Below are 26,523 nucleotides of genomic sequence, written 5' to 3'. Positions count from 1 at the left end.
GCTTTACAATATCGGAAGATAAGAAAACATAGTGAGGAACCAAACCATGAGTACACAGTCTGAAAAAAACGTTGTAGTCATCAAGCCGCAGGATTTGCCGCTGCATTGCTCCGGCCCTAATCATGAAACGTGGAACGGCCATCCGCGTGTGTTCTTGCCGATTCAGTCCAACAGTGAGATTGAATGCCCGTATTGCGGCACTTATTACCGTCTTGATGGCGAGATTCCGCATCACCATTACTAATCTATGCCTATGTTGAACAAAATTATCTGCGCTTTATGCGTGAGTTTGTGCGTTTCGTGCGGCTCGTATAAGGCCGTGCGTCCAGACGCGCCGTTACCTGTCATTGCACAAGCGCAGACGTATTCTGTCCGTTATCAATCCGCACAAGGTCGGACGATTACTGCAATTTATATCAACAGCCACAGCCCGATGATGGTTGAGTTGCGTGAAGGCAATACGGTTGAAAAACTGGTGCAAGTCCGCTTGCGGAGTCAGGGCGTCGAGTACGCCAATCCGAGCTCGCGTTGGCAAATTGGCGATGGGTTTGCCGTACTGATTCGCGGCGGGAAAGAAGTTGTATTTAAAGAGATTGTGGAATAGGGCGGTTTAGCCTTTAGCCAAATATTTGATTAAAGGTTTAGGCAAACCATAATCCGCCAAATGTTCCAATGATACCCAAAGGCCGTCTGAAAGATGTTCAGACGGCCTTTGTTGCGTCTGAAAAGGGGTAATCATCAATAAACGGTGGGTCAGGCGGTGGGTAAACGTGGTTTGTTCTTCAAGGCCGTCTAAAACAATGCCGAAGTGTTCGGCGTAAGTATACAAATCGTCTAATTTTTCAAAACAGGGTACGCAATACAGACCGCCCCAAATGCCTTTGGCAGGGCGTTTTTCAAGCAATAATGCGCCGTCAGCGTTATGAATAATCAGCCAATAAAGCGGTAGGGTTTGCACTTCGGGAGCAGTTTTTTTGCGGGGCAGCTCGTCAATGCGGTTTTGTTTTTTTGCTTCGCAGATGTCTGCCATAGGGCATTGATGACACAAAGGTTTTGTCCGTTTGCAGACGGTTGCACCCAAATCCATCAGCCCTTGTGTATAGGCAGGCATATCGGTGTTTTCAGACGGCAGCAGGCTTTCGGCAAGCGTCCAAAGCGAGTTTTCAAATTTTTTGTCTTGCGGATTGCCATCTTGGGCAAATACACGGCAGAGGATGCGTTTGACGTTGCCGTCCAAGATGGTTTCGCGTCGGTTGAAAGCAAAGGCAGAAATGGCGGCGGCGGTGCTTCTGCCTACGCCGCAGAGCGTTTCTAAGTCTTTGCGCTCGGATGGAAAGATACCGCCGAATTGTTCGACGACTTGTTGCGCTGCTTTGTGCAGGTTGCGTGCTCGGCTGTAATAGCCCAAGCCTGCCCACAAGGATAAAACCTCGTCTTGCGGCGCAGCGGCAAGCGATTGCACGGTCGGGAATTTGGCTAAGAAACGCGGATAGTAGTCCAATACGGTAGCAACCTGCGTTTGTTGGAGCATGATTTCTGAAAGCCAGACGGAATAAGGGTCTTTGACCTGCCAAGGCAGGTTGTGACGGCCGTGTTGGCGCTGCCAATCGATGAGTCGTCGTGCGAAGGATGTGGGTGTGTTCATTAATATTTACTTTTTAATTATTTATTTTTAAAACAGTATGTTACAATATAGCATACAAAATAATAATCAGGATTGACTTATCTGGTAGAGGGGTATATAAATATAGTTAACGTGGATTTACGCTGTATTGTTAAAATTTATTAACCGCTCAAGGAGATTCACATGAAAGCAATGGTTTATCATGGCGCAAACGACATTCGTTTCGAAGAAAAACCCCGCCCTCAAATTATCGATCCGACCGATGCAGTCGTCAAAATCGTTAAAACCACGATTTGCGGTACTGACTTGGGTATTTGGAAGGGTAAAAACCCTGAAGTTGCCGACGGTCGTATTCTCGGTCATGAGGGCATCGGTATTGTAGAAGAAGTCGGCGATGCTGTAAAAAACATCAAAGTCGGTGATAAAGTCATTATTTCATGCGTCAGCAAATGCTGTACTTGCGACAACTGTAAAATCCAACTTTATTCACACTGCCGCAACGGCGGTTGGATCTTGGGCTATATGATTGACGGTACTCAGGCCGAATACGTCCGTACGCCTTATGCAGATAACAGCTTGGTTCCGCTGCCTGACAACGTCAACGAAGAAGTTGCCCTGCTGTTGAGTGATGCCTTGCCGACCGCCCACGAAATCGGCGTGCAATATGGTGATGTGAAACCTGGCGATACCGTATTCATTGCAGGTGCCGGCCCTGTCGGTATGTCTGCGTTGCTGACTGCGCAACTGTATAGTCCTGCCGCCATTATCGTTTGCGATATGGACGAAAACCGCTTGAAACTGGCGAAAGAATTGGGCGCGACCCATACTATCAATCCTGCTTCCGGCGATGTGAGCAAGCAAGTTGCCGACATTGTTGGCGAAGACGGCGTAGATTGCGCCATCGAAGCGGTCGGTATCCCTGCAACTTGGAATATGTGCCAAGACATTGTGAAACCCGGCGGCCATATTGCTGTGGTTGGTGTACATGGTCAATCCGTTGATTTCAAACTGGAAAAACTGTGGATTAAAAATCTTGCCATCACTACCGGCCTGGTTAACGCCAATACCACCGAAATGCTGATGAAAGCCATTTCCAGCAGCTCAGTGGATTACACCAAAATGATGACCCACCATTTCAAATTCAGAGAATTGGAAAAAGCTTACGATGTATTCAAGCATGCTGCTGAAAACCAAGCCATGAAAGTGGTTTTGGAAGCGGATTGATTTGAAAATCGCTTAATATGCCGTTAATTAAAGGCCGTCTGAACATTCAGACGGCCTTTTTGTATGATTTTATTTTTTCTTCAACCAAACACCGCTTTCGATATGGTGGGTAAATGGGAATTGGTCGAACAGGGCGGCGCGTTCGATGGTATGGGTTTGACAGAGCGTATCGAGGTTGGTGCGTAGGGTCTCAGGGTTGCAGGAAATATAGAGGACGTTGTCGAATCGGGCAACCAATTTGAGCGTCTCATCATCAACACCGGCACGTGGAGGATCAACGAAAATAGTTGAAAAATCATAGTTTTTCAAGTCGATGCCTTGTTCTTGCAGGCGGCGGAATTCACGGTTTTGCGTGTAGGCCTCAGTAAATTCTTCAGCAGACAGGCGGGCGATTTTGAGATTGGTAATTTGGTTGGCTTCAATATTCCATTGGGCGGCATTGACGGAAGTTTTGGAAACTTCGGTCGCCAACACTTGATTGAAATGTTGCGAAAGCGGCAGGGTGAAATTGCCGTTGCCGCAGTACAACTCAAGCAGGTCTTTACCTAAGTTTTGCGCAGCATCACACGCCCACGTCAGCATTTTTTGGCATACTTGGGCATTGGGTTGTGTAAAGCTGCCCTCGATTTGACGATAGCGGAAGGTTTTGCCGTTGACTTCTAATGCTTCGGTCACAAAATCTTGGCTTAATACGATTTTTTGTCCGCGGCTGCGGCCGATAATGTGGATGCCCAAATTGTGCGCCAGCTCTTGCGCGGCTTGTTGCCATGCTTCGTTCAGCTTCTTGTGGTAAATCATGGTAACCAGCATTTCGCCGCTTAAAGTGGACAAAAATTCGACGGCGTACCAGCGGTTTTTCAGCTCGGGATGATTGGACGCGGCTTCAATCAGTTTCGGCATCAAGGCATTGATGGGTTCGGATGCGGCAGGAAATTGGTCGCAACGGATCAGGCTTGCCCCGCTTGCCTTTTGTCCGCGCTCAAACATGGCGTAAAACATTTCGCCGCCCTCATGCCAGATACGGAACTCGGCACGCATCCTGTAATGCTGCTCCGGAGATTCAAAGACTTCGATTTCAGGGAAATCCAGTCCTTGGAAAAGTTGCTGAAGATATTGCTTTTTGTCGGCTAGTTGTTGCTGGTAGGCAGTCATTGGGGCAGTCTTTCGGAAAATAATGGCGAATTATAATATAGTTGGTGCAAAGATACGAAAGGCCGTCTGAAACATCGGTTTCAGACGGCCTTTGATTGTAAAGCATCAGCTTGTCAATCAGCCTTGCATTTGTTTGGCTTGAACGGCAGTCAGGGCGATGGTGAAGACGATGTCTTCAATCAATGCGCCGCGGGACAAGTCGTTAACCGGTTTGCGCAAACCTTGCAACAACGGGCCTACGCTCAGGACGTTGGCGCTGCGTTGTACGGCTTTGTAAGTACAGTTGCCGGTATTGAGGTCTGGGAAAACCAAAACGGTTGCTTGACCGGCAACAGCGCTGCCCGGAGCTTTGGATTGGCCGATAGATGGAACGGTAGCCGCATCGTATTGCAACGGACCTTCGATGGCCAAATCAGGGCGTTTTTCGTTCGCCAGTTTGGTTGCTTCGATCACCGCATCGACATCAGGGCCGCTGCCTGAGTTGATGGTAGAGTAGGAAATCATGGCTACTTTTGGATCGATACCGAAGGCTTTGGCGCTGTCGGCAGATTGGATGGCGATGTCGGCCAGTTGTTCCGGAGTTGGGTTTGGGTTAACCGCGCAGTCGGCAAATGCTAATACTTGGTTAGGCAGCAACATGAAGAATACGCTGGATACAAGGCTTGCGCCCGGAGCGGTTTTAATCAGTTGCAGGGCAGGGCGGATAGTGTTGGCAGTAGTGTGGACTGCACCGGAAACCAAACCGTCTACGTCGTTTTGAGCCATCATCATGGTGCCGAGTACGACGGTGTCTTGCAGCTGTTTGCGTGCGTCTTCAGGAGTCAGGCCTTTGGATTTGCGCAATTCGCACATCGGCCCAACGTATTGCTCAACCAAGGAAGCAGGATCGATGATTTCCAAAGAATCAGGCAGGTTGATGCCGCGTTCTTTAGCTACGGCCTCAACTTCTTCGCGGGTAGCCAACAGTACACAACGGGCGATGCCTTTTTCGTGGCAGATGGCGGCAGCGGCGACGGTGCGCGGTTCTGCGCCTTCAGGCAGAACGATGCGCATATCGGCTTTGCGGGCAAAATCGATCAGGTTGTAACGGAATTGGGCTGGAGACAGGCGTTTGGCTTCGCGTTTGGCCAAAGCGGATACGTCTTGCAGTTTGTCGCTGGAGCCGAAGAAAGTCAGGCCGGTTTGTTCGGCAACTTGTGCGCCCAAAGCAGCGGCTGCGCCGTCAATGATAAAGCCTTCCAATAAGCCTGGAGAGTTGGTATAGAGCTGTTTGGCAAGATTCAATTGTTGAGTGACGGCAGCGGCATCAGTGTTGTCGGATTTCAGCGCCAATACAACGCCTGCATCCAAAGACAGCGCCAATTCAACGTTTTTGCCTGCCAAGAACAATTTGTCCGCATCAGGAGTGATGCCTTCGATAACGAGATTGTCTGCATTCAATGCTGCAACTTTACCGACAAGTGCGTCAAACCAATCGTCGCTTTTGCCTTGAGCCAACAGGGTTTCGGCAGCAGGGTCAACGGCTTGGAAAACTTGCGCATTTAATGCTGCTGCAAATGCTTTTGCCGCTGCATCGGCGCTCAGACCGGCAGATACCGGTGCGATCAGGATTTTTGCCATTTTGTGTCCTCTCATTCGGTGATTGTAGAAGGGTGTTGCTGTGGAGCAGCTGGTGCTGCATTTATCACTTCGGGATAACATATATACGACCATATTAACATATGTCATCAGGCCGTCTGAAAAGTATAAACGCAATGGACCAAATCCATCAATCCCCCATTGCTGCCAAAAGCTCGGCTTGATGCTCGGCAATCAGGGCATTGGTGATTTCTTCTAAATCGCCGTCCATCACAAAATCCAGTTTGTGCAGGGTAAGGTTGATGCGGTGGTCGGTAACGCGGCCTTGTGGGTAGTTGTAGGTGCGGATGCGTTCGCTGCGGTCGCCGCTGCCGATCAGGGATTTGCGTTCGGCGGCTTCTTTGGCTTGTGCTTCGCGTTTTTGCGCGTCGTTCAGGCGGGCAGCGAGGACTTTCATCGCTTGCGCTTTGTTGGCGTGTTGGCTGCGGCCGTCTTGGCATTCGACCACCATGCCTGTCGGCAAGTGGGTAATACGGACGGCGGAGTCGGTTTTGTTGATGTGCTGACCGCCCGCGCCGGATGCACGGAAGGTGTCGATGCGCAGGTCGGCGGGGTTCAATTCGATGTCTTCGAGTTCGTCCGCTTCGGGCATGACGGCAACGGTACAGGCGGAGGTGTGGATACGGCCTTGGCTTTCGGTAGCAGGGACGCGTTGCACGCGGTGGCCGCCGGATTCAAATTTCAGACGGCTGTATGCGCCCAAGCCGATAATGCGGGCGATGACTTCTTTATAGCCGCCCAATTCGCTTTCATTGGCGGAAACGATTTCGACCTGCCAGCGGTTGCGCTCGGCGTAGCGGCTGTACATACGCAGCAAATCGCCTGCAAACAGCGCGGCTTCGTCGCCGCCCGTTCCGGCGCGTACCTCGATAAAGATATTTTTGTCGTCGTCGGCATCTTTTGGCAGCAGCAGTTTTTGCAATTCGGTATCGAGTTCGTCGATTTTGGCTTTTGCCGCTTCGATTTCTTCGGCGGCAAAGTCTTTCATTTCAGGGTCGGACAGCATTTCTTCGGCATCTGCCAAGTCGCTTTGCGCCAGCTGGTAGTTTTGGAAGACTTCGACAACGGGGGTCAGTTCGGCGTGTTCACGTGTGAGTTTGCGGTAGTTGTCCATGTCGGACGTGGCTTCAGGCTGACCGAGCAGGTGGGTGACTTCTTCCAGTCGGTCGCTGAGTTGTTGTAGTTTTTCTAAAATAGACGGCTTCATAAATTTTCCAAAATACGGATGCCGTCGAGTGGTCTGCAACGGCGAAATAAGGAGTCATTATAATGGGTTTGAATGAAAATTCAAAAAGATATGATTGATTGGAAAGGCCGTCTGAAACCTGTTTTTGAGTTTCAGACGGCCTTTTTTAGTATGGGCTTATTTAGGCGCAGCCAAGATGCCTGTTTGGTTCAGCAGGAACAAAACGGTAAATCCGGTCAGGTAAATCAAGCCGAGGATGGCAAGGAAGTTCATGCCCATGGTCAGTTTGTGGCGTTTGTCGCCTTTGACGAGGCGGTAGTTCAGCCAAGCGAACACAGGGGCTGAAACGAAGGCGGTAATCATGGCGAATTTGAGCAGCTCTGCCATTGCGCTGTTGAACCAGAAAATCACGGCCAAGCCTGAGCCTGCAACCCAGACGTTCCAAGCAAACAGTTCGACGTTGCCGGTTTTGTCTTTACCGCGCAGCAGGCGTACCGGTTCGGCAATCGCGCGTGCGTAGCCGTCCACTACGGTAATGGTGGTGCCGTACATGCAGGCGAAGGCGATAAATGCCACCAGCGGACGCGACCATTCGCCGATGGTCACGGCGTACATATTAATCAGCTGGCCGACATATTTGCCACCGGCCATTTGTACGGCTTCGCCGTTGCCATATTGGACATATGCACCCAAGGCCAAGAAGACGACCGCCAACACTGCGCTGGTGATGTAGCCGACGTTGAAGTCGAAAATACCGTCGCGGTAGCTGGAAGGGTTGATGCGTTGTTTTTCGGTTACCCACAAAGAGTTGATGGCGGAAATTTCAATTGGTGCAGGCATCCAGCCCATCAGCGCGATGAGGAAGCCCAAGCCTGCCAGTGTCCACGGGGTAGGCTCGATAAAGTCGGGTTTCATCTGCATGCCGCGGGACATGGCCACGGCTGCTGCGGCGACGGTGGCAATGGTCAGGCTGACGATGATGATTTTGGAAACGTTGTCCAATGCTTTATAGCGGCCGCTTGCCAGAATCAGCAGGCAGGAAGCCATGATCATGGCGGACACTATACCGGTATCGAGAGTCAGTGATGGGATTGCCATTTTGACGATGGCGGCGGTAACGATGGCAACCGCACCCGCGTTAATCGTTGCCGATGCAATACACAAAATCAAAAATACCCACAAATAAACGCGGCTTTTTTCGGCATAGCCTTCAATCAGGCTTTTGCCCGTGTCCAGTGTGTAATGTGCGCTGAAGCGGAAAAACGGGTATTTAAAGAGATTGGTCAGAATAATGATCAGCGCAAGCTGCCAGCCGTAAAGCGCACCTGCCTGCGTGGAGGCAATCAGGTGTGAGCCACCGACCGCTGCCGAAGCCATCATGATGCCAGGGCCGAGGGCATTAATTTTGCTCTGCCAGGTAGAGGAGTGTGTATGTTGTTCTGCCATAAGTATTTTCCGCCTGTTTCAGACGGCCTTATTATCAAAAAAAGCACATTTTAACGTAAATAAAAAGTTTGCCCAATAATATGCGTAATACTTTTTATCAATCAAAGGAGAAATACGGTTTGAAAAAGCTGAAATAGGGGAATTAGCGATATTTTGTGCTAAAAACATTTTTTCAGACGGCCTTGTATCGCTTTTTATTCATGAATATGGGGTGGGGAGGCAGAGTGTGTTGGTTTGGAAACGAAATGGCAGGGCAAGGCTTTTTGATGCCTTGAGGTCGGCATATTAAGGGGAAGTATGGAGCAGGGAATCCACGTTTTGCTCGGTTATTTCAGACAGTTGTGCCAGCGGTATGCCGCGCAATTCGGCGGCAATTTCGGCGATACGGCGGACGTTGGCTGGTGTATTGGTTTCATGGCCGAGCATAAAAGGGCTGTCGGTTTCGAGAACGAAATCCGTGTCGGTTAAAGCTTGTAAGGCAACGCGGACTTTTTTTGCATTGGAATTGAGCAGCAGCGAGCCTATGCCGATTTTGAAGCCGAGTTTCACCAAAATCCATGCTTCTTCTACGCTGCCGGAGAAGGCGTGAACGATACCGCCTTGTGTGAAACCGGCGGTTTTAACGGCGGCGGCAATGGCGGCGGTAGCTTTCAGATTATGGATGATGACGCGGCGGTTGAGGTTTTGGGCGAGGATGAGTTGGCGGATAAAGACGTCGGTCTGCGTGTCGCGTTGTGCTTGGGTTTGCTCTTTGCCATAAAAATCCAAGCCGATTTCGCCAACCCATGCTTGCGGATGCTGGATCAGTTCGGTTTCTAATTGTTGAAACGCTGTTTCATCAATGCCGTCTGAAAACCATGGGTGGATGCCCAAAGCGATATGGATGTTTTCAGACGGCCTTTCCAACTGCGCAACTTCCTGCCAATCTTTGGGAGATGTTGCCGGTACGATAAAACGCGCTACGCCGACGGCTTGCGCTTCGGCAAGCACGGTAGGCAGCGTGTTGGCAAGTTTAGGGTCGGCAAGATGACAGTGGGTGTCGGTAAAAGTCATGTTAAATGGCGGTTTACAGCAGATTTAATTGTCGCAATTCTTGTTGCACCTTATCCGCATTCCAGTCATGGGATACGGCAAGGGTCATCAGCGCAGTGGCGGTTTCAAGGTTGCATTTGCCGCCGTTGATGATACCTGCCTGACGCAAAGCATCGCCTTGGGCATAGACGGCGGCGGCGCAACCTTGCGGCACTTGGCTGATGTTGAGTAGCAATTTGCCTTGTTGCGTAAAGGCTTGGACGGCTCGGACAAACGCATCGTCGCTCGGCGCATTGCCGTGGCCGTAGCTTTGCAGAATCAGGGCTTGGGTGGAAAGATGGGGCAGGCCGTCTGAAAGTTCTTGCGCGGCATAACCGGGAATCAGCGTGCGGACGGAAACTTTTGCTTCGGGGGATGGAAGACGCGGTTTGAGGCTGTCTGAATGTTGGGTCGGGGCGGTACGGATATTGTGCCAACCTTTGTTTTTCTCCCATTCGGCAAGCGCGCCAAAATGCAGGTTGTCAAAACCTGCGGCGGTTTCGGTGCTGACCTTGCTGCTGCCGACGGCTGGGAAGAGCTTGCCGTCAAAGGCAATCGCCACTTGTTTGAGTTTGAGCGAGAAAGCGGAAACGGCGGTGGCAAGGTTGCGCGGCGCATCGCTGTTGGCGGCATCGTAAGGCCATTGCGAGCCGGTCAGGATAACGGGTTTGTCCAAACCTTGCAGCGAAAGGGTGAAGAGGTTGGCGGTGTACGCCATGGTATCCGTGCCGTGCAGCACCAAAATGCCGTCATAGTCAGGCAGCTTGGCGATAATAAGTTCCAACCAGTCGCGTTGGTTTTGCAGCGTTACTGCGGAAGAATCGATGAGCGGCTGGCAAACGTGCCATTCGAAATCAAGGCCGTCTGAAAAGGGGGCAAGGGCTTTATCGACGAGGGCGGTGTCGGGACGCAGGCCGGCGCTGCTTTGGGTCATGCCGATGGTGCCACCGGTGTAGAGGACGAAGATTTTTTGTTTCATGGTGTTTCTGATGAATGATTGAGGCCGTCTGAAAGCGGAGAAGTGTTTCAGACGGCCTGGAATGGTTTATTGATTGGCTTGTTTTTTAGCTTTTGCAGCACGTTTTTCGTGTAATTTTTCACGGAAGAAGGTATGGCGGCGGTGTTTTTTCCACCAAATCCAGCCGACAATGACTGCACCGATGCCCAGTACCGCAAAGATACCGGATTGCAGGCTGTGCATTTTTTCCATCAGCCAGTCGGTATTGCGTGCGCCGTATTCGCCCAGATAAATCCAAACAGGAACGGAAATCAGCGCGGCCAAGCCGTCCATCAGGATAAAGCGCAGGTAGGAAACCTTGCGGCTGATGCCGGCGGTCACGAAAACAGCGGTACGCAGGCCGGGCAGGAAGCGGGCGACGAATAAAACCCAGTTGCCGTATTTGTCGAATTTTTCCTGTACTTGGGCATAGCGTTTGGGTGTCATCACGCGCGCAATGGGTTTGAACTTGAGGATTTTCTGCCCCCACACGCGTCCGGCAACAAACATAAATCCGTCACCCGCCAATACGCCGAGCATACCGACGACAACCATCCAATGCGAATTGGTATAACCCAATCCGGAAATCACGCCGCCTGTAACCAGTGTCAAATCTTCAGGAATCGGCACGCCAAAGCCGCAAATAACCAAAACGAAAAACACGGCCGCATAGCCGTATTCAACGAAAAAAGATTCCAAAAAAGCAAACATGGCCGCTGTCCCACGATAGATATTGATTGATAACTGGATTAAGTTGGAATTTTACCAAAGATAAGGCCGTCTGAAAGCAATCACAAGCAGATATTGTTTAAATTTGACGGTAGTTTGCAAAAAATCTCGAAATTCGGACGTGGAAAGTTGAGATTTGAACAGATTTGGCAGGTACAATAGCCGCTGGTTTATCTTTCAAACCCGAAATGGCAGTCTGTTTTCAGACGGCCTGTTCAGGAAAATGAAATCATGAAATACAGAGATTTGCGAGAATTTATCGCCGGATTGGAAGCTGATGGCAAACTCAAGCGCATTCAGCATCCGGTGTCGCCGCATTTGGAAATGACCGAAATCGCCGACCGCGTGCTGCGTGCCGAAGGGCCGGCGTTGTTGTTTGAAAACCCGATTAAGCCTGACGGTACACGTTATGATTATCCCGTGTTGGCAAATCTGTTTGGTACGCCTGAACGCGTGGCGTTGGGCATGGGCGCGGACAGCGTGTCCAAGTTGCGTGAAATCGGGCAGACGCTGGCGTATCTGAAAGAACCCGAACCGCCCAAAGGCATTAAAGATGCGTTTTCCAAATTGCCGTTGCTGAAAGATATTTGGAGCATGGCGCCGAACGTGGTGAAAAACGCGCCGTGTCAGGAAATCGTGTGGGAAGGTGAAGACGTTGATTTGTATAAACTTCCGATTCAGCATTGCTGGCCGGAAGACGTTGCGCCGCTGGTAACGTGGGGCTTGACCGTAACGCGCGGACCGCACAAAAAACGCCAAAATCTCGGCATTTACCGCCAGCAGTTAATCGGCAAAAACAAGCTGATTATGCGTTGGCTGTCGCATCGCGGCGGCGCGCTGGATTATCAGGAATTCCGCAAACTCAATCCCGATACGCCGTATCCCGTCGCCGTTGTACTCGGCTGTGACCCCGCCACCATTTTGGGCGCGGTAACGCCTGTTCCCGATACTTTGAGCGAATACCAGTTTGCCGGATTGCTGCGCGGTTCGCGGACGGAACTGGTGAAATGTATCGGCAACGATTTGCAAGTGCCTGCACGCGCTGAAATCGTGCTGGAAGGCGTGATTCATCCGAACGAAACCGCGTTGGAAGGCCCATACGGCGACCACACGGGCTATTACAACGAGCAGGACCATTTCCCCGTATTCACGGTCGAGCGCATCACCATGCACGAAAACCCGATTTACCATTCCACCTACACAGGCAAACCGCCCGATGAACCCGCCGTTTTGGGTGTGGCGTTGAACGAAGTGTTCGTACCGCTTTTGCAAAAGCAGTTCCCCGAAATCACCGATTTCTACCTGCCGCCCGAAGGCTGCTCCTACCGCATGGCGGTGGTCAGCATGAAAAAACAGTACGCCGGCCACGCCAAGCGCGTGATGATGGGTTGCTGGTCGTTCCTGCGCCAATTTATGTACACCAAATTCATCATCGTGGTCGATGACGATGTGAACGTGCGCGACTGGAAAGAAGTCATCTGGGCGGTAACCACGCGCATGGACCCCGTGCGCGACACCGTTTTGGTGGAAAACACGCCCATCGACTATCTCGACTTCGCCAGCCCGGTCAGCGGACTCGGCGGCAAAATGGGTTTGGATGCGACCAACAAATGGCCGGGTGAAACCGACCGCGAATGGGGTCGTGTGATCAAAAAAGACCCTGCCGTTACAGCTAAAATCGATGAGATTTGGGAGCGTTTGGGTTTGTAGATGTCAGATTTATTGGAATTTCTACTTCAAATATTGATGGAAATGATTGGGTCTATGTTTGAGGGTATGGTAGAAATATTGAGGCTCGATTGGAGAAAAAGAAAACTCTCCAAAAAAAGCTTGATAATGTTGGCGATATGATTTGCCATCATTGTTGCACTGATTGTGTATATGGTCATTCCTCAGTAAACATCTTATTCTGACAAGGCATCTGTTAAAAGGCCGTCTGAAACTTTTGGGGTTTCAGACGGCCTTTGATTTGAAAACCTAGCGCGGTTTGAGCCACTTCCATTGTTCTTGTATGGTTTCTTGCAGGGCTTTTTGTTTTTCTGCAGGCGTGTTCATACCATTGGTCAAGCGGCTGTAATCAAGGGTAATGGAAGGGTTTTGTACGGTTCCGCCGATTTTTAGGGGAATCGGTTTGTTTTTAGGTTGCAGAACGTTGCTGATAAGCAGGTTTTCCGATAGCTTTTGGGTATTCAAATCGGTATAGCCGCTGCTGACAACGTGCAGACTGTCGGAAAACAGTTCGGTGTTGATGTGATGGCTGATGCCTTTCTCGATTTCGCTATTGAGGGTGAAATGATGGAAAGGGGTTTTGAGGTTGCTGTTGTCGATTTTTTCCGAAGAGATGCCGTTTTTCAGAATGCTGTCCATATCAATGCCGTGCCATGCACCGTTGGTAATATCGAGGAGCAGGCTGCCGTTTAGGGCTTGTATCATTTGGGCGCGGTTGTTGCCGGTGGTTTTAATGTCGATAACGGCGTCGCCGCTGCCGCTGAAGCTGTGGAAACCGAACAGGTCTTGCAGCAGCGGTTGAATCTGTATGCCTTTTGCGTTTTGCTGAAGGTGGTAGGAGGCAGGTTGCGTCGCTGCAATACTCAGGCCGCCCTCGGTTTTGCCGCCATAAAGCCCGGCTTTGAAACGGTGCAGGGCGATATGTTCTTTATCGGCGGTAAGCAGGAATTCGATGTTTTCTAATTGCAGGCCGGCAGTTTGAATGCTGCCGATTTGGAGGTTGGCCTCAATGTCGGGCAACCAGGATTTGGCCAGCAGGGAAGGAAGGTTTAGTGATGGCTGGGTTTTCAGATCTTCCAAGTAAGGAGTCAGATTGAGTTTTTGTAAGGCGATACCGGCGTCAAGGTGCGGACGAGGTTGGGCATCGCGTTGGTATTTAAAGGCCAAGGCGAGGGCTTGTCTGTCAAATGCGCCTTTCAGACGGCCTTCCCATGTATTGAGGCTGAAATTGGCCTGTCCTTCAAGGGTGCTGATGAATCGGGGACGAGGAAGGCGGTTGATGGTGTCTTGCAGGGTGCTGAGGTGCAGTTTGGGTGCATCGATGCCTTTGCCTTTTTGCCAAACCAATGGGCTGGAAAAGGTAAAGTTGGTTTGGAGACGGTCGTTTTTATGGCTGCCTTTGAGTTCAAAATTGGCGGCGGTCAAAACGGTTGGATAGAGGTTGGCTTTGTCCAGTTTGAATGAACCGTCCCATTGGTTGTTTTCACTGCCGGCGGTCAATGCGCCGTTGAGTGTGTTGAGGTGCAAATAGCCATTTTTGAATTGCAAGAGGGGAGAACGTGCGTTGATATGCAAGTTTTGATAGTCGCTTTCGGCTTGCAGATTGAAGTCGCGGAAAAGGGCGGTTTGGTTTTGCCAATTAAGGCTGCCTGCGATTTGGGCATCCAGCTTGTTTTTGAGTAATACGGTTTGCAGGTTTAATTTGAGGGCGGGAACGCTCCAGCCGGTATCATCTTGTACAAGATGGCCGGCACCCTGCCAACTGATGGGGTTGCCGATGTTTTGCAGTGTGCCGCTGATATCGAATGGACGTCTGTCTGAATCGGCTCTGCGCAGGGAAAATTGCAGATCGTTTAAGGCAATATCTTGCTCTTTATTGTGATAGCGGATGCTGCCGCTATTGATGATGACGCGGTTGAGCTGGAAGCTTTCTTTTGATGCATGGTTTTGCTGCAGGCAGGCAGGCAGGTGGTTTTTTGGGCCCAGCGTCAGCGACGGATTGGAAAGAATCCATTTTTCAAGAATGGGAGCGTCTGACCATAGGCTGCTCCAGCCAAAGCCCATTTTGGATTCGGCAATGTTCAGCGTCGGCGTATCTGGCTCGGAAGATGAAAGGCTGAGGTCTTTTAAAATAAGCGTAGGGCGCGGCAGCCATTTCCTGCTGATATTGGCGTTGTATTTGACTTGGCAGCCATGAGCGGAAAAGTTTTTCTGTATGAATGCGTCAATGTTTTCTGTATTGAATATGCGGAACATTAAGGCACTCAATACCGCCGCGAGGCATAAAAGCACGGCAATGCTGAAAACCAGGGTTTTCAGCCAAAATTTTCCTGAGTGCAACATGGAATGAACAGACAATTCAGATTCTCGCTTTGATGGGAGCTTTAAGGAGTGATTGGAAGTTTAAGCCTTGCTGCTTAAGCGTGTGGAAGTATAACACAGAGCGTGGGCCTGTGTTTCAGACGGCATCGGTATGTCAATAAAAAACACCGCCCGAAGGCGGTGTTGATTTAAGCATAAATTATTTACGCAGACCCAGGCGGGTAATCAGTGAACGGTAAGTATCAGGCTGAGTACGGCGCAGGTAAGACAGCAGGCGACGACGTTGGCTAACCATTTTCAACAGGCCGCGACGGCTGTGGTGGTCTTTAGGGTTGGCTTTGAAGTGAGGAGTCAGGTCGTTGATGCGGAAAGTCAACAGAGCGACTTGTACTTCAGAAGAACCGGTATCGCCTTCTTTGCGTTGGAAATCTTTAACAATTTGTGCTTTTTGTTCTACGGTCAATGCCATGATGGATAACTCCGAAAATAAAAGAACCTTTTCAGGTTCGGACAAGTTTGCCAAGCCAAGCGACCTAAGCAAACTCCTAAGCGCCTTTTTATAAAGACGGGCGGATTATGCCACAATTTGTCTCTGTGTGCCACATCTTTTCAGACGGCCAAAAAAAGCGGCGATACCTTCCAGTACCGCCAAAGCTGCTTTGGTGATAAAACTAAACTTTATTTGCTTGCACAGCGGAAGCCTAAGTTATTTAAAACATATTTGGATTGCAGGCTGGTACGGATGCCGTAGCGCAGGAAGGCGGCGTAATTTGATGGATCGCTGGAACCTACGGATGCGCCACTGCAAAACATTTGCGTATCGGCATTGCCTGACGAGAGCAGGCTGCTGTTGAAGTCTTCAGTCCATTCCCAAATCAGGCCGTGCATATCGTATACGCCCCAGTAGTTGGGTTTGTTTTTACCGATGTCGCGCAGACCGTTGCGACCGCCGTCTGCATACCAATCCAAGATGGTGCGGTTATAGCCAGGCTCGGCAGAGCCGTCTTTTTGAGTGGCAGAAGCCAAGCCTGCAAATTCCCACTCGTCAATAGTCGGCAGGCGTTTACCTTTGGAAACACAGTAAGCATTCGCGGCGAACCATGAAACATTGGTTACCGGATGTTTGAGTTCGCTGGCTTTAGGAGCAAAACTGTTGCTGCCGTTCTTTACCCAATGTTTCAGGTAAGCTTTTTCAGCATGTCTGGAACTGATTTTGCCTTTTTGCCATTGCGGATGCGTGTTCACAAATTCGGCAAACTCAGCATTAGTCACCGGATATTTGTCAAGCTGGAAGGGTTTGACTTTAATAAGGGAAGTTTCTTTTTTGAGATAGAGAGGACGGTAGCTGCCTCCTTCGATTTTTACCATTTCGGCAGCAAATGTATTGCCGCAGATTAAGGCACTGCCTAAGAGGAGGAGTCGTATGAGTTTCATGGTACGCCCTTATTATCGATTGAAACAGAAAATTTATTTTTCAGATAGCCTAATCATAACAAGGCCGTCTGAAAAATCAATCTGTCTGATTTGAACAGGAAGATTAATCGTGATGGAAGCCACTGCTGCTCTAAAGAGTAGGGCAGCAGTGGCTTGGCGTATTAAACCGAGAGATTATTTAGCGGCTTCAGAAGCACCAGACGCAGCTGCTGGAGCAGAAGCGGCAGCACCGGCAGGTTGGTAAACGGTGTCGCTCAGTTTTTTGGTCATGATTTCAGGGTTTTCATCACCCTCAACTTTCAATTGACCCAAAGCACCTTTGTTGAACGCACGGAAGAGAGAGTGGTCAACCACAGTGTAGCTGCCTGGAACGTCGACTTTGAATTCGATCATGGCGGCGCCACCGGCAGGAATCAGGGTACTTTGTACGTTTTCGTTGATCAGTTTACCACCTTCAACATATACTTTGTCGAAGATTTCGCCGATAACGTGGAAAGAAGATACCAAGTTAGGACCACCGTTACCAACGTACATACGAACAGTTTCACCAGTTTTAGCTTTCAGAGCGTTGTCGCCGGCGATAGAGCCTACGTGACCGTTGAATACAACGTATTCAGGTTGTTCAGCAATCGCTTTATCCATATCGAAAGGCTGCAGGCCTTGAGCACCTTTTTTACCTTTAGTATAGAAGTCGCCTTGTACGATGTAGAACTCTTTGTCCACTTTAGGCAGACCTTCTTTAGGTTCAACCAAGATCAAACCGTACATACCGTTGGCGATGTGCATACCTACAGGAGCAACGGCACAGTGGTAGATGTACAAACCAGCTTGCAGTGCTTTGAAGCTGAAGGTAGAAGTGTGGCCTGGGGCAGTAAAGGTAGCTTCTGCACCACCGCCTGGGCCGGTTGCAGCGTGGAAGTCAACGTTATGAGGAACAGTAGAAGAAGGATTGTTAGAGAATTCAACTTCAACAGTATCGCCTTCACGTACACGGATCATTTGACCTGGAACGTCGCCGTTGAATGTCCAGTAGTGGTACTCAACACCGTCTTCCATGGTCATGGTTTTTTCAACGGTTTCCATTTTAACGCGTACTTTAGCCGGATGATCGCGATCAGTTGGAGGTGGAACTTCCGGAGCGTGAGTCATGATAGCATCGATTACAGGCAGTTCTGAAGAAGGAGTCTCGGCAGCAGCTTGTGAGTCGGAAGCGGCAGGAGCTTCAGCAGAAGCGGTAGCAGCTGGAGTTTCAGCAGGTTTAGCAGCTTGCTCGCCGCATGCGGCCAATGCAAATACAGAAGCGATAAGTGCGGCTAAGGTTTGGCGTTTCATGTTTAAAGTTTCCTTATAGTAAGAAAAGTTAAGAATCCTGATAGGATGGTTTGAAGTTTTGTATGATTATGTAGGCGCTTGTTTGGTCATATTTTGATGTAAATCAAATTGTTCAGGGAATATGAATCTTTTACTACCTAAATACTCCTTTAGAAGTATAAAAAAATACATCGAAAAGTTTATTTTTGTGTGAAAATGTTAGCGAAAACTTAACACAAAATATGATAGAGGAGGGTTTGTATAAGAAAATGGGAATCAATATCATATAAGTTAATGGTTTTAAAGGAATATTATTGACAAAATATTTCTTTACTTGTTAAACCGTGATACAATCTTTAACATTCATATTTGATGAATTAATACCACCCAACCACTTTTTACCAAAATTAAGGAGTACTTAAAATGGGACAGTACAAGAAGCTTTGGTACTTGCTGTTTGCCGTGCTGGCAGTATGCTTTACCATTCTTGGTTATATGGGCAGCGAAGTCTATAAAAAGGCTCCGCCATACCCTGAACAAGTCGTTTCTGCATCCGGCAAAGTCTTGATGACCAAAGACGATATTTTGGCAGGTCAATCTGCATGGCAAACTACCGGCGGTATGGAAGTCGGCTCTGTATTGGGGCACGGTGCATACCAAGCTCCAGACTGGACTGCTGACTGGCTGCACCGCGAGCTGGTTGCATGGTTGGATCTGACTGCGCAAGAAACTTACGGCAAAAAATTTGACGAAGTTTCTCCTGAAGAACAAGCTGTTCTGAAAACACGTTTGGCTGACGAATACCGCAACCAAAGCCGTGTTAAGGAAGATGGTTCTGTCGTTGTCAGCGAAACCCGCGTGAAAGCGATCGAAAGCATCCTGCCTTACTACCACGGTGTGTACAGCGACGATCCTAAGTTCCAAACCACTCGCGAACACTTTGCAATGAAAAACAACACATTGCCAAGCCCAGAAGCGCGTGAAAAACTGTTCAACTTCTTCTTCTGGACTTCTTGGTCTGCTTCGACCAACCGTCCTGACGAGAACTTCACTTACACCAACAACTGGCCGCACGAGCCTTTGATCAACAACGTACCGACTACTGAAAACTACATGTGGTCTTTCACCAGCGTGGTATTGTTGCTGATGGGTATCGGCTTGCTGATGTGGGGTTACTCTTTTTTGACCAAACATGAAGAGGTTGAAGTACCTACTGAAGATCCTATCTCTAAAGTACAACTGACTCCTTCTCAAAAAGCGTTGGGCAAATATGTATTCCTGACTGTTGCGCTGTTTGTTGTACAAGTACTGTTGGGTGGTTTGACCGCTCACTATACTGTCGAAGGTCAAGGCTTCTACGGTATCGATACCGCACTGGGCTTTGAAATGGCCGACTGGTTCCCGTATGCGCTGACCCGTACTTGGCACATCCAATCCGCTATTTTCTGGATTGCAACCGGCTTCCTGACAGCAGGTCTGTTCTTGGCTCCGATTGTGAACGGCGGTAAAGATCCTAAATTCCAACGTGCCGGTGTGAACTTCCTGTACATTGCCCTGTTCATCGTAGTTGGCGGTTCTTACGCAGGTAACTTCTTTGCTTTGACTCACATCATTCCACCTGAGCTGAACTTCTGGTTTGGCCACCAAGGTTACGAATACTTGGATTTGGGTCGCTTCTGGCAACTTCTGCTGATGGTCGGCTTGCTGTTGTGGCTGTTCCTGATGTTGCGTTGCACCGTCTCTGCCTTTAAAGAAAAAGGTACAGACAAAAACCTGTTGGCTATCTTCGTAGCTTCTATGGTCGGTGTGGGTGTGTTCTACGCTCCCGGTCTGTTCTACGGTGAAAAATCTCCAATCGCTGTGATGGAATACTGGCGTTGGTGGGTGGTTCACCTGTGGGTAGAAGGCTTCTTCGAAGTGTTCGCTACTGCTGCCTTCGCATTCATCTTCTACAACATGGGCTTTGTCCGCCGTAGTACTGCTACTGCTTCTACTCTGGCTGCTGCCGCCATCTTCATGTTGGGCGGTATCCCAGGTACATTGCACCATTTGTACTTCTCCGGCTCTACCTCTGCTTCTATGGCAATCGGTGCATGTTTCTCCGCTTTGGAAGTTGTGCCTTTGGTTCTGCTGGGTCGTGAAGCTTACGAGCACTGGTCTTACCAACACCTGTCCGACTGGGCGAAACGTCTGCGTTGGCCTCTGATGTGCTTCGTAGCAGTTGCCTTCTGGAACATGATCGGTGCCGGCGTATTCGGCTTCCTGATTAACCCGCCGATTTCCCTGTTCTACATCCAAGGTCTGAACACTACTGCAGTTCACGCTCACGCGGCTCTGTTTGGTGTGTATGGTTTCTTGGCTCTGGGCTTCGTATTGCTGGTTGCACGCTACCTGAAACCTAATGTTCAATTTGACGATAAACTGATGACTTGGGGTTTCTGGCTGCTGAACGGCGGTCTGGTGGGTATGATTGCCATCAGCCTGTTGCCGGTCGGCGTGATTCAAGCTTACGCTTCTATCACTCATGGTCTGTGGTATGCACGTAGCGAAGAGTTCCTGCAAATGGAAATCCTGGATACCCTGCGTTGGGTTCGTACCGCTGCTGACTTGATCTTCATCGGTGGTGCTGTCTGCGTTGCTATCCAAGCTACCAAAATTGTATTCAGCCGCGATAAATAATCTTAAGCTGAATTAAATCGAAGGCCGTCTGAAAAGTTTTCAGACGGCCTTTCTGTTATAATTTCAACATTCTTAAATTGACAAGACAAAACATTATGTTCAACCAAGCAGCTCAAGAGCTGACCACTGTTCGCGATTTATTGCGTTTCGCCGTCAGCCGTTTTAATGATGCCGGACTGTTTTTCGGACATGGAAGTGATAATGCCCATGACGAGGCAGCCTATCTGATTTTGCATACTTTGAACCTGCCTTTGGATACGTTGGAGCCTTATTTGGATGCCAAATTGTTGCAAAGTGAGAAGGAAGAAGTGCTGTCCATTATCGAGCGCCGTGCGGTTGAGCATATTCCTGCCGCGTATCTGACGCATCAGGCATGGCAGGGCGAGTTTGATTTTTATGTCGATGAGCGCGTTATTGTGCCTCGTTCTTTCATTTATGAATTGCTTGGCGACGGTATCCGTCCTTGGATTGAACACGATGAGTTGGTGCATCGAGCTTTGGATTTGTGTACCGGTAGCGGCTGTTTGGCCATTCAAATGGCGCATCACTATCCCGATGCACAAATTGATGCCGTTGATTTAAGCTTGGATGCGCTGGAAGTGGCCGCGATCAATATCGAAGATTATGGCTTGGAAGACCGCATCAGCTTGGTGCATACCGATTTGTTTGAAGGTTTGGATGAAACATACGACTTAATTGTTTCCAATCCTCCTTATGTCGATGCGGAATCTGTGGAAGCATTGCCTGACGAATACCTGCACGAGCCGGAAATGGCTTTGGGCAGTGGCGAAGATGGTTTGGACGCTACACGTCAAATCATTCTGCAAGCGGCGAAATATTTAAATCCGAAAGGTGTATTGCTGGTTGAAATCGGTCACAACCGTGAGGTATTGGAAGCTGCTTATCCCGAATTACCGTTTACTTGGTTGGAAACCAGCGGTGGCGATGGGTTTGTATTCTTGTTGACCCGCGAGCAATTATTAGGTGAAGAATAGTTTATTTTGATATAAATAAAACAAAGGCCGTCTGAAAAGTTTCAGACGGCCTTTGTTTTGTATAATCTTTAATATTTTAAGAAAATACAAATGTCTATGGTATGCCGAATATGAAATCCAAGCAGGCTTTGAAACTATGGCTTATAATATTCGTCATAGTTTCTAATGTCAGTGAATTTTTATTACTGACTTTTTGTAGAACATATACTGCCAAACTCCATATTATGAATAATTATTTAAAATCAGGCCTGTTGGCTGCTGCCTTGTTCAGTATGCCCGTTGCCGCCTTTGCCCAGCAACATACCGTTTATTTCAATCAAAACGGTAAACTGACGGCGACCATGCCTTCAGTTGCTTATGTCCGCCAATACAAGATTGAGGCAGGCAAGGCGCAGGTACAGGATTTTTACTATCCATCGATGAAAAAATATTCTGATCCTTATGAAGTACCTGCCGGTCAGATTAAGGTTTTTGTGCCGGCGTTGGATAACGGTACGCTGACCCTGTGGCATTTCAACGGTCAGAAAAAGATGGTCGGCAGCTATCGTAACGGCAAACCTCATGGCGAATGGGTCAACTGGTATCCAAACGGCAAAAAATCTGCGGTGATGCCTTATCAAAATGGTCTGAGCGAGGGCGTGGGTTCCCGCTATTACCGAAATGGTGTGAAAGAAAGTGAAATCCAATTTAAGCACGATAAAGCCAATGGTCATTGGAAACAATGGTATTCAGACGGCAGCCCGAAAACCGAAATGATGATGAGCAATGACAAGCCAACGGAGATTATCAGTTGGGATGAAAATGGCCGCGTTGTGTCTGAATTGAGTATTCGCAACGGTAAACGCAGCGGCATCATTTTGGATTGGTATGATGATGGTGCGAAGAAATCCGAGTTGGTTTATAAAGACGACCAGTTGGTGAAAAAAACTTTCTGGGATACGGACGGATACGTTCTCGAATAATTTTGACAATAAAAAACCGCAGGCTGATCAGCTTGCGGTTTTTTTATTACATACAGCCTTTGTTTTGGCATAGGGTAAATAACGGAGCGCCGCTTTCACGGATTTTTTTGCCGCCGTCCAAGTCGGTAAATTCCAAAATGGCAGCCGCTTCGATTACTTCGCCGCCCAGTTTTCGGATCAGCTCGACACCTGCCAGCATTGTGCCGCCGGTTGCCACCAAATCATCTACCAACAAAACGCGTGCGCCCGGCTTGATGGCATCGGTATGGATTTCTACCGTCGCTTCGCCATATTCCAAAGCGTAACTTTGAGAAACCGTATCAAACGGCAGTTTGCCTTTTTTGCGGATGGGGACAAAGCCGACATTCAGCTGATAGGCCAAAGCCGCGCCAATGATGAAGCCGCGCGCATCCAAGCCCGCAACGACATCAACTTTTTGCCCCATATAGCGGTAAACCAGTAAATCGACCAGCAGGCGGAAATATTCTGCGCTTTGCAAAACGGGAGTAATGTCATGAAACAAAATCCCTTTTTGCGGCCAGTTTTCAATTTTACGGATTTTGTCCGCCAAAGCTTCTACGCCCATTACTTCAGGATGAATCAACATCTCGACATTCCGAAATCAAAAAGTTTTTAACACGATATTGTAGCGGTCATATGCGGACTTGCCAAATTAATCGATACAATAGCCAAATTTTGCAACATGCCGTCTGAAATTCCGAGAAACATTGTGTTGTGTTATAATTTACAGGTACATACCATCGGCTGAACCACCATGCAAAATCATAAAAAAGGCAATATTTACATCATTTCTGCCGCTTCCGGCACAGGTAAAACGACCTTGGTGTCGCGCCTGTTGAAAAATCATGACGACATCCGTGTTTCCATTTCTCATACTACGCGCCAGCCGCGAGAGGGTGAGGCACATGGTGTGCATTACCACTTTGTTCCCAAAGAGGAATTTGAATCGCTGATTGAGCAAAGAGCCTTTTTGGAACACGCCAATGTGTTCGGTAATTATTACGGCACCAGCATCGCCGGCGTAAATTCGCTGAGCGAAGAGGGCTATGACGTAATTTTGGAAATTGATGTGCAAGGTGCGGCGCAAGTGCGTAAATCGTTGCCTGAAGCCAGCAGCATTTTTATTCTGCCGCCTTCCTTTGAAGTATTGGCGCAACGTTTGATCGGCCGTGGTACAGACAGCGAAGAAATTATTCAAACACGCCTTTCAAAAGCCCGTCATGAGATTGAGCAATCCGTTTTGTTCGATTACGTCGTTGTGAATGACGATTTGGATCGTGCCGAAGCCGATTTGTTCCACATTATTAAAGCAGGCCGTCTGAAAAAATCCTCTCAACAGGGATTTATCTCAAACCTGTTGGAAAATTCGTAAAAAACAGCGAAAATAACCGTTTTATTTGAAACATAGAAAGAAAGCAAGCAAACATGGCCCGTATTACTACTGAAGATTGCACAGGTAAAATCCCTAACCACTTTGACCTTACCCTCGTTGCCGCCCGTCGCGCACGCCAGCTCGAAAACGGCAACACGCCATTGGTTGACGACATCCGTAACAACAAACCAACCGTAACCGCCCTGCGCGAAATCGCAGCCGGACAAATCGGAACCGAGCTGCTGACCCGCAACAAATAAACCAACCGGCAAACCGATAAAACCGCCGTGCGGACTGTATCGGTGCAATATAACAACCGATACAGTCTGACGGCTTAAAAAAATAGCCATAAAAGGCCGTCTGAAAATGCCAGCCCCACTGCCTACCGCTCCTTATGACCCGTTGACAGCAGAAGCGCGCGATCTTCTGTTTCGCACCGCATCCTATCTCAATGAGAATGAACAGGCCGAGCTTGAAAAAGCCATTGCCTACGCTTTTCACGCCCATGACGGACAAACCCGTAAGAGCGGCGAACCCTACATCACCCATCCCCTTGCCGTTGCCACGCAGCTTGCGATTTGGCACATGGATGTTCAAGGCCTCTGCGCGGGCGTTATGCATGATGTATTGGAAGATACGGGCGTAACCAAAGTCGAAATGGCGGCAGAATTCGGCGATACCATTGCCGAAATGGTAGACGGCCTCTCCAAACTGGAAAAACTCAAATTTGAAGATCATGCCGAGCATCAGGCGGAAAGTTTCCGCAAGCTTATCCTCGCCATGACTAAAGACGTGCGCGTCATCGTCGTCAAACTTGCCGACCGATTGCACAATATGCGCACCCTTGGCTCTATGCGTCCGGAAAAACGCCGCCGCATCGCCAAAGAAACCCTCGAAATCTATGCTCAAATCGCCAACCGCATTGGCCTGAACAATGCGTATCAAGAGCTTCAAGACTTATCGTTCCAAAACCTCCACCCAAGACGCTACGAAACCCTGAAAAAAGCCATGGACAACAGCCGCAAAAATCGCCGCGATGTTGTCGGCAAAGTGTTGCGTGCATTCGGTCAGCGTTTGGTCGGTGTCAATATTGAAGCCAAAATCAAAGGCCGCGAGAAAAACTTATACAGCATCCATCAAAAAATGTTGGCTAAAAAACTGCGTTTTGCCGAAGTGATGGATATTTACGGCTTTCGTGTCATCGTAAACAACATTCCTGCCTGTTATGCCGCGTTGGGCGCATTACATAATTTATACCACCCCAAGCCCGGCCGTTTTAAAGACTATATCGCCATTCCGAAAAGCAACGGTTATCAAAGCCTGCACACAACCTTGGTCGGTCCTTACGGTTTGCCTATCGAAGTGCAAATCCGTACGCGTGAAATGGATGCTGTGGCTGAGGGCGGTATTGCCGGACATTGGATTTACAAATCCGGTGAAAACACTCCGGATCAAGCCGTCCTCCATATGAACCGATGGATGAAAAATATTCTCGACCTGCAGGCCAGCAGCTCAAATGCCATCGAGTTTCTAGAGCATGTCAAAGTCGATTTGTTCCCCAACGAAGTCTATATCGTTACCCCGAAAGGCGATATCCTTACCTTGCCTAAAGGTGCGACGCCGATTGACTTTGCCTATGCCGTACACACCAATATCGGTCATAAAACCGTTGCCGCGCGTATCAATAACGTCATGATGCCGTTGCGCACCAAGCTGAAAACCGGCGATACGGTAGAAATCATTACTTCCGAGCATGCCAAGCCTAATGTAGCATGGCTGAACTTTACCGTTTCCAGTCGTGCGCGCAGCGCCATCCGCCAATACATTAAAAATCTGAATCGTCACGATGCCGTTGTTTTGGGTGAGAACCTACTGCAAAAAGCTTTATCCAGCCTGTTGCCGAAAGACGTCCTGCTTTCAGACGACCTCAAAGAAAAATACCTTGCCGATTTGAATACCAAACAAACATCGTTTGAAGAGGTTCTTTATAATGTCGGTATGGGGCATACTTTGCCGGTACACGTTGCCATGCACATTGCCGAGTTGGCAGGCCAACATTTTGGCAGCACGGTCAAACTCAGTCCGATCAAAGTCAACGATCAGGAAACCGGCCGGATTCATTTTGCCGAATGTTGCCATCCGATTCCCGGCGATGCGATCCGCGCCTTATTGGTTAAAGACAAGGGCATGATTATCCACCGTGATACCTGTCAAACTTTGGTCAAAGCCGATCCGGAAGAGCAACTGGATGCGGGTTGGGACAGTTTGCGCAATCAAACGTACCGCACTATCCTCAACGTCAAATCCGAAGATGCGCATGGTTTGTTGGCCTCAATGGCACAAGCGATTTCTAATTCCGGTGCGGATATCGAATCTGTCGATACGCCAACCAAAGCGCAAGCAGGAACGGAAGGTTTTGTAGAATTTAAATTCACAATTAAAGTCAAAGACTTGGAGCAGGTTAATCAGATTATTCATGCAATGCATGCCAATCCGAATATCCGCAAAGTAATTCGAGGATAATCTCGTTATAAACAAAGGCCGTCTGAAAGTGTTTTCAGACGGCCTTTTTGATGCTTACAAATAAAAGCTGTTTGCTTTTTTATAAGAGGGTTTATGGCTTTTTTGTAAT

General features: G+C 48.9%; 23 protein-coding genes. 10 read left to right on the top strand and 13 right to left on the bottom strand.

Features of this window, described 5'->3' with window-relative positions; all coding sequences use genetic code 11:
- The first annotated feature begins 46 nt into the window (after nt 1-46).
- Nucleotides 47-244 (top strand): zinc-finger domain-containing protein, encoded by a 198-nt coding sequence (locus ACTHTA_RS06595; protein ID WP_003745781.1) that lies wholly within the window; start codon nt 47-49, stop codon nt 242-244.
- Between the two features lie 3 nt (nt 245-247).
- The gene (locus ACTHTA_RS06590) at nt 248-604 is read left to right on the top strand and encodes a hypothetical protein (RefSeq protein WP_308887704.1); all 357 of its coding nucleotides are present in this window, start codon (nt 248-250) and stop codon (nt 602-604) included.
- Between the two features lie 6 nt (nt 605-610).
- On the opposite strand, the gene mutY is transcribed toward ACTHTA_RS06590, so the two are convergent.
- Nucleotides 611-1,645 (bottom strand): A/G-specific adenine glycosylase, encoded by a 1,035-nt coding sequence (gene mutY, locus ACTHTA_RS06585; RefSeq protein WP_440364357.1) that lies wholly within the window; start codon nt 1,643-1,645, stop codon nt 611-613.
- Between the two features lie 162 nt (nt 1,646-1,807).
- Here mutY and ACTHTA_RS06580 point away from each other — a divergent pair, with 162 nt between their 5' ends.
- Nucleotides 1,808-2,848 (top strand): zinc-dependent alcohol dehydrogenase family protein, encoded by a 1,041-nt coding sequence (locus ACTHTA_RS06580; protein ID WP_308887706.1) that lies wholly within the window; start codon nt 1,808-1,810, stop codon nt 2,846-2,848.
- A 69-nt stretch (nt 2,849-2,917) separates the two neighbouring features.
- Here ACTHTA_RS06580 and trmA read toward each other — a convergent pair whose 3' ends face one another.
- From trmA to ACTHTA_RS06545, 7 genes are all read right to left on the bottom strand, one after another.
- Nucleotides 2,918-4,000, bottom strand: coding sequence for a tRNA (uridine(54)-C5)-methyltransferase TrmA (trmA, locus tag ACTHTA_RS06575; RefSeq protein WP_308887707.1), 1,083 nt, complete (start codon nt 3,998-4,000; stop codon nt 2,918-2,920).
- A 117-nt stretch (nt 4,001-4,117) separates the two neighbouring features.
- A complete protein-coding gene (gene pta / locus ACTHTA_RS06570) occupies nt 4,118-5,620 on the bottom strand; it encodes a phosphate acetyltransferase (protein ID WP_308888499.1) in 1,503 nt (500 codons plus the stop codon).
- Nucleotides 5,621-5,768: 148 nt separating this feature from the next.
- Entirely contained in the window at nt 5,769-6,845 is a 1,077-nt protein-coding gene (prfA, locus tag ACTHTA_RS06565) for a peptide chain release factor 1 (RefSeq protein ID WP_049329850.1), read from the bottom strand.
- 156 nt (nt 6,846-7,001) lie between these two features.
- The gene (locus tag ACTHTA_RS06560) at nt 7,002-8,270 is read right to left on the bottom strand and encodes an Nramp family divalent metal transporter (RefSeq protein WP_308888498.1); all 1,269 of its coding nucleotides are present in this window, start codon (nt 8,268-8,270) and stop codon (nt 7,002-7,004) included.
- 285 nt (nt 8,271-8,555) lie between these two features.
- Nucleotides 8,556-9,323 (bottom strand): TatD family hydrolase, encoded by a 768-nt coding sequence (locus ACTHTA_RS06555; RefSeq protein WP_137040429.1) that lies wholly within the window; start codon nt 9,321-9,323, stop codon nt 8,556-8,558.
- A gap of 13 nt (nt 9,324-9,336) precedes the next feature.
- On the bottom strand, nt 9,337-10,320 hold the full coding sequence (locus tag ACTHTA_RS06550; RefSeq protein WP_308888497.1) for an asparaginase: 984 nt from the start codon (nt 10,318-10,320) through the stop codon (nt 9,337-9,339).
- A gap of 66 nt (nt 10,321-10,386) precedes the next feature.
- On the bottom strand, nt 10,387-11,049 hold the full coding sequence (locus ACTHTA_RS06545) for a DedA family protein (protein WP_063076002.1): 663 nt from the start codon (nt 11,047-11,049) through the stop codon (nt 10,387-10,389).
- 249 nt (nt 11,050-11,298) lie between these two features.
- Here ACTHTA_RS06545 and ubiD point away from each other — a divergent pair, with 249 nt between their 5' ends.
- Entirely contained in the window at nt 11,299-12,777 is a 1,479-nt protein-coding gene (ubiD, locus tag ACTHTA_RS06540) for a 4-hydroxy-3-polyprenylbenzoate decarboxylase (protein ID WP_440364356.1), read from the top strand.
- Between the two features lie 267 nt (nt 12,778-13,044).
- Here ubiD and ACTHTA_RS06535 read toward each other — a convergent pair whose 3' ends face one another.
- From ACTHTA_RS06535 to nirK, 4 genes are all read right to left on the bottom strand, one after another.
- Entirely contained in the window at nt 13,045-15,138 is a 2,094-nt protein-coding gene (locus ACTHTA_RS06535; protein ID WP_440364359.1) for an AsmA family protein, read from the bottom strand.
- A gap of 178 nt (nt 15,139-15,316) precedes the next feature.
- The gene (gene rpsO, locus ACTHTA_RS06530; protein ID WP_036491726.1) at nt 15,317-15,586 is read right to left on the bottom strand and encodes a 30S ribosomal protein S15; all 270 of its coding nucleotides are present in this window, start codon (nt 15,584-15,586) and stop codon (nt 15,317-15,319) included.
- Between the two features lie 209 nt (nt 15,587-15,795).
- Nucleotides 15,796-16,551 (bottom strand): formylglycine-generating enzyme family protein, encoded by a 756-nt coding sequence (locus ACTHTA_RS06525; RefSeq protein ID WP_049352143.1) that lies wholly within the window; start codon nt 16,549-16,551, stop codon nt 15,796-15,798.
- A 174-nt stretch (nt 16,552-16,725) separates the two neighbouring features.
- Entirely contained in the window at nt 16,726-17,883 is a 1,158-nt protein-coding gene (gene nirK / locus ACTHTA_RS06520) for a copper-containing nitrite reductase (RefSeq protein ID WP_440364355.1), read from the bottom strand.
- 402 nt (nt 17,884-18,285) lie between these two features.
- Here nirK and ACTHTA_RS06515 point away from each other — a divergent pair, with 402 nt between their 5' ends.
- The 3 genes from ACTHTA_RS06515 (at nt 18,286) to ACTHTA_RS06505 (ending at nt 22,498) form a co-directional block, all read left to right on the top strand.
- Nucleotides 18,286-20,541, top strand: coding sequence for a nitric-oxide reductase large subunit (locus tag ACTHTA_RS06515; RefSeq protein ID WP_070591030.1), 2,256 nt, complete (start codon nt 18,286-18,288; stop codon nt 20,539-20,541).
- 95 nt (nt 20,542-20,636) lie between these two features.
- A complete protein-coding gene (prmB, locus tag ACTHTA_RS06510; RefSeq protein WP_308887713.1) occupies nt 20,637-21,536 on the top strand; it encodes a 50S ribosomal protein L3 N(5)-glutamine methyltransferase in 900 nt (299 codons plus the stop codon).
- 224 nt (nt 21,537-21,760) lie between these two features.
- Entirely contained in the window at nt 21,761-22,498 is a 738-nt protein-coding gene (locus tag ACTHTA_RS06505) for a toxin-antitoxin system YwqK family antitoxin (protein WP_070461391.1), read from the top strand.
- A gap of 46 nt (nt 22,499-22,544) precedes the next feature.
- Here the strand turns inward: ACTHTA_RS06505 and ACTHTA_RS06500 are convergent, their stop codons facing one another.
- A complete protein-coding gene (locus ACTHTA_RS06500) occupies nt 22,545-23,105 on the bottom strand; it encodes an adenine phosphoribosyltransferase (RefSeq protein WP_003682296.1) in 561 nt (186 codons plus the stop codon).
- 168 nt (nt 23,106-23,273) lie between these two features.
- Between ACTHTA_RS06500 and gmk the strand changes: the two genes are divergently transcribed.
- From gmk to ACTHTA_RS06485, 3 genes are all read left to right on the top strand, one after another.
- The gene (gmk, locus tag ACTHTA_RS06495) at nt 23,274-23,891 is read left to right on the top strand and encodes a guanylate kinase (protein WP_308887715.1); all 618 of its coding nucleotides are present in this window, start codon (nt 23,274-23,276) and stop codon (nt 23,889-23,891) included.
- A 53-nt stretch (nt 23,892-23,944) separates the two neighbouring features.
- Nucleotides 23,945-24,151, top strand: coding sequence for a DNA-directed RNA polymerase subunit omega (gene rpoZ, locus ACTHTA_RS06490; RefSeq protein ID WP_003682294.1), 207 nt, complete (start codon nt 23,945-23,947; stop codon nt 24,149-24,151).
- 106 nt (nt 24,152-24,257) lie between these two features.
- Nucleotides 24,258-26,414: a RelA/SpoT family protein gene (locus ACTHTA_RS06485; RefSeq protein WP_440364442.1), complete on the top strand. Its 2,157-nt coding sequence runs from the start codon at nt 24,258-24,260 to the stop codon at nt 26,412-26,414.
- The last annotated feature ends 109 nt before the right edge of the window (nt 26,415-26,523 follow it).

The sequence above is a fragment of the Neisseria sp. P0013.S005 genome, from assembly GCF_051958425.1.
In the GTDB taxonomy this organism is placed as follows: domain Bacteria; phylum Pseudomonadota; class Gammaproteobacteria; order Burkholderiales; family Neisseriaceae; genus Neisseria; species Neisseria subflava.
Note: the sequence above shows the minus strand (reverse complement) of the source record. Positions and strands in the feature narration are given on the sequence as shown.

Coding starts and splice junctions, on each gene's coding strand:
- ACTHTA_RS06550 (WP_308888497.1), bottom strand. CDS start 10,320: ATGAAACAAAAAATCTTCGTCCTCTACACCGGTGGCACCATCGGCATG.
- ACTHTA_RS06580 (WP_308887706.1), top strand. CDS start 1,808: ATGAAAGCAATGGTTTATCATGGCGCAAACGACATTCGTTTCGAAGAA.
- prmB (WP_308887713.1), top strand. CDS start 20,637: ATGTTCAACCAAGCAGCTCAAGAGCTGACCACTGTTCGCGATTTATTG.
- ACTHTA_RS06590 (WP_308887704.1), top strand. CDS start 248: ATGCCTATGTTGAACAAAATTATCTGCGCTTTATGCGTGAGTTTGTGC.
- ACTHTA_RS06515 (WP_070591030.1), top strand. CDS start 18,286: ATGGGACAGTACAAGAAGCTTTGGTACTTGCTGTTTGCCGTGCTGGCA.
- ACTHTA_RS06560 (WP_308888498.1), bottom strand. CDS start 8,270: ATGGCAGAACAACATACACACTCCTCTACCTGGCAGAGCAAAATTAAT.
- gmk (WP_308887715.1), top strand. CDS start 23,274: ATGCAAAATCATAAAAAAGGCAATATTTACATCATTTCTGCCGCTTCC.
- ACTHTA_RS06555 (WP_137040429.1), bottom strand. CDS start 9,323: ATGACTTTTACCGACACCCACTGTCATCTTGCCGACCCTAAACTTGCC.
- ACTHTA_RS06595 (WP_003745781.1), top strand. CDS start 47: ATGAGTACACAGTCTGAAAAAAACGTTGTAGTCATCAAGCCGCAGGAT.
- ACTHTA_RS06545 (WP_063076002.1), bottom strand. CDS start 11,049: ATGTTTGCTTTTTTGGAATCTTTTTTCGTTGAATACGGCTATGCGGCC.
- ACTHTA_RS06500 (WP_003682296.1), bottom strand. CDS start 23,105: ATGTTGATTCATCCTGAAGTAATGGGCGTAGAAGCTTTGGCGGACAAA.
- ACTHTA_RS06505 (WP_070461391.1), top strand. CDS start 21,761: ATGAATAATTATTTAAAATCAGGCCTGTTGGCTGCTGCCTTGTTCAGT.
- nirK (WP_440364355.1), bottom strand. CDS start 17,883: ATGAAACGCCAAACCTTAGCCGCACTTATCGCTTCTGTATTTGCATTG.
- ACTHTA_RS06535 (WP_440364359.1), bottom strand. CDS start 15,138: ATGTTGCACTCAGGAAAATTTTGGCTGAAAACCCTGGTTTTCAGCATT.
- ACTHTA_RS06525 (WP_049352143.1), bottom strand. CDS start 16,551: ATGAAACTCATACGACTCCTCCTCTTAGGCAGTGCCTTAATCTGCGGC.
- rpsO (WP_036491726.1), bottom strand. CDS start 15,586: ATGGCATTGACCGTAGAACAAAAAGCACAAATTGTTAAAGATTTCCAA.
- ACTHTA_RS06485 (WP_440364442.1), top strand. CDS start 24,258: ATGCCAGCCCCACTGCCTACCGCTCCTTATGACCCGTTGACAGCAGAA.
- mutY (WP_440364357.1), bottom strand. CDS start 1,645: ATGAACACACCCACATCCTTCGCACGACGACTCATCGATTGGCAGCGC.
- prfA (WP_049329850.1), bottom strand. CDS start 6,845: ATGAAGCCGTCTATTTTAGAAAAACTACAACAACTCAGCGACCGACTG.
- rpoZ (WP_003682294.1), top strand. CDS start 23,945: ATGGCCCGTATTACTACTGAAGATTGCACAGGTAAAATCCCTAACCAC.
- pta (WP_308888499.1), bottom strand. CDS start 5,620: ATGGCAAAAATCCTGATCGCACCGGTATCTGCCGGTCTGAGCGCCGAT.
- ubiD (WP_440364356.1), top strand. CDS start 11,299: ATGAAATACAGAGATTTGCGAGAATTTATCGCCGGATTGGAAGCTGAT.
- trmA (WP_308887707.1), bottom strand. CDS start 4,000: ATGACTGCCTACCAGCAACAACTAGCCGACAAAAAGCAATATCTTCAG.